This window comes from Pseudonocardia sp. EV170527-09, assembly GCF_008369905.1.
Taxonomy (GTDB): Bacteria; Actinomycetota; Actinomycetes; order Mycobacteriales; family Pseudonocardiaceae; genus Pseudonocardia.
On sequence record NZ_VRMC01000224.1, the window covers coordinates 1 to 1,727 of the forward strand.

At 65.8% G+C, this 1,727-nt stretch carries 2 protein-coding genes and 2 pseudogenes; 3 read left to right on the forward strand and 1 reads right to left on the reverse strand.

The window, feature by feature from the left end:
- The 3 genes and pseudogenes from FVA95_RS28590 to FVA95_RS28600 form a co-directional block, all read left to right on the forward strand.
- On the forward strand, positions 1-378 hold a 378-nt coding region (locus tag FVA95_RS28590), incomplete at its 5' end, for an integrase core domain-containing protein (protein ID WP_149666456.1).
- A gap of 40 nt (positions 379-418) precedes the next feature.
- A pseudogene (locus FVA95_RS28595) lies at positions 419-1,015 on the forward strand (transposase); the annotation flags it as partial.
- Positions 1,016-1,123: 108 nt separating this feature from the next.
- Positions 1,124-1,300, forward strand: a pseudogene (locus FVA95_RS28600) (transposase); the annotation flags it as partial.
- A gap of 35 nt (positions 1,301-1,335) precedes the next feature.
- Here the strand turns inward: FVA95_RS28600 and FVA95_RS28605 are convergent.
- On the reverse strand, positions 1,336-1,727 hold a 392-nt coding region (locus FVA95_RS28605; RefSeq protein WP_193564340.1), incomplete at its 5' end, for a transposase.

A 1,727-nucleotide genomic window follows, 5' to 3' on the forward strand; every position in this document is an offset into this window, starting at 1 on the left:
ACCGAACTCGTCACCGACGCGCTCGGCATGGCCATCACCCGTCGCAGTCCCGAACCGTACTCGGCGATCCTACATTCTGACCACGGCTCGCAATTCACGTCCTGGGCGTTCGGGCGCCGACTGATCGAGGCGGGACTAGTCGGTTCCATGGGCTCGGTCGGCGATTGTTACGACAACTCGATGGTCGAGTCCTTCTGGGGGACGATGCAGCTGGAACTACTCGACTCCAGATCCTGGAAAAGCCGCGCCGATCTTGCCAATGCGATATTCGAGTGGATAGAGTGCTGGTACAACCCGATCAGGCGCCACTCCAGCATCGGGATGCTCAGCCCAGCCGACTACGAAACAGCCCACACCCCACCACACCAAGATCACTGACCCCACACCGTCAGTGTCCGGCGCAGGGGGCCAAGCTCATTCCCCGCGACTGGCCCGAACGTTGCCCACCCAGATCATGGCCGCGCTCGATGCCCAAAGCCTGGCCGTCCCCGGCACGACCGCGTTCGCCCGCGTGATCACCGGAGTCGCCACCCAGCTGCGCGAGGTCCACCGCGAACGCGACGACCTCGCCACCGAACTCGAAGCCCGCCTGGAGGCCCACCCGCTTGGACCGGTCCTGACCTCGATGCCCGGACTCGGGGTCAGGACCGCCATCAAGATCCTCACCATTGTCGGCGACGGCTCCGCGTTCCCCACCGCCGGGCACCTGGCCGCCTACGCCGGCCTCGCTCCCGTCACCAGACGATCGGGCTCGTCGATCAAGGGCGAGACCCGCTCCCAACGGGGCAACCACGCCCTGAAATCGGCGTTGTTCCTCTCCGCGTTCGCCGCCCTGGCCGACCCGGCCAGCCGCGCCTACTACGACCGCAAACGAGCCCAGGGCAAACGCCACAACGCCGCCCTGATCTGCCTGGCCCGCCGACGCACCGACGTCATCTACGCCATGCTCCGCGACCGCCGCCCCTACGCCCCGCCCATCGTTCGCGAACCCGACCCCGGACTCGCAGCCGCTTGACAAACCCATAGAGACACCCCCCCGGCGAGGGACTGTTAGAGGTGGTTTCAGTATGAGTTCGGCGTGTCTGCTGTAGACGCTCGCTGAGCTGCGGCAGAGTCGCTCAACATGGCTGCCGATCTTGTTCCTGACTCGTTGTGGGAGCGCGTGGAGCCGCTGCTGCCGGCTCGTCCGCCGCGCCGGTACCGGTTCCCCGGCCGCAAGCCGGTCGACGACCGGACCGCGCTGCGCGGGATCATGTACGTACTCAAGAACGGGATCAGCTGGAGCCAGCTCCCGGCGACGGGTCTGTAACGAGAACGGTGGTTCCGGCGATGTTGTCAGTAGTGCTCGGCGCCCGGCCAGCGGTCACCGAAAGTGATGGCGAAGGCGTTGAGGACTGGCTTCCAGCGCATCATCCATCGGGTGTGGCCTCGTCCGGTCGGGTCGAGGCTGCGGGTGACAAGGTACAGACATTTCATCGCGGCCTGCTCGCTGGGGAAATGCCCTCGCGCTCGGACCGCTCGCCGGTAGCGGGCGTTCAACGATTCGATCACGTTCGTCGTACAGATCACCCTCCGGACCTCGATGTCGTAGTCGAGGAACGGCACGAACTCGGTCCAGGCGTTACGCCACAAACGTATCATCGCCGGATAGGCTCGCCCCCACTCGTCATCGAGATCATCCAGCGCGGCTGCAGCGGCATCGGCGGTGGACGCGGTGTAAATAGCTC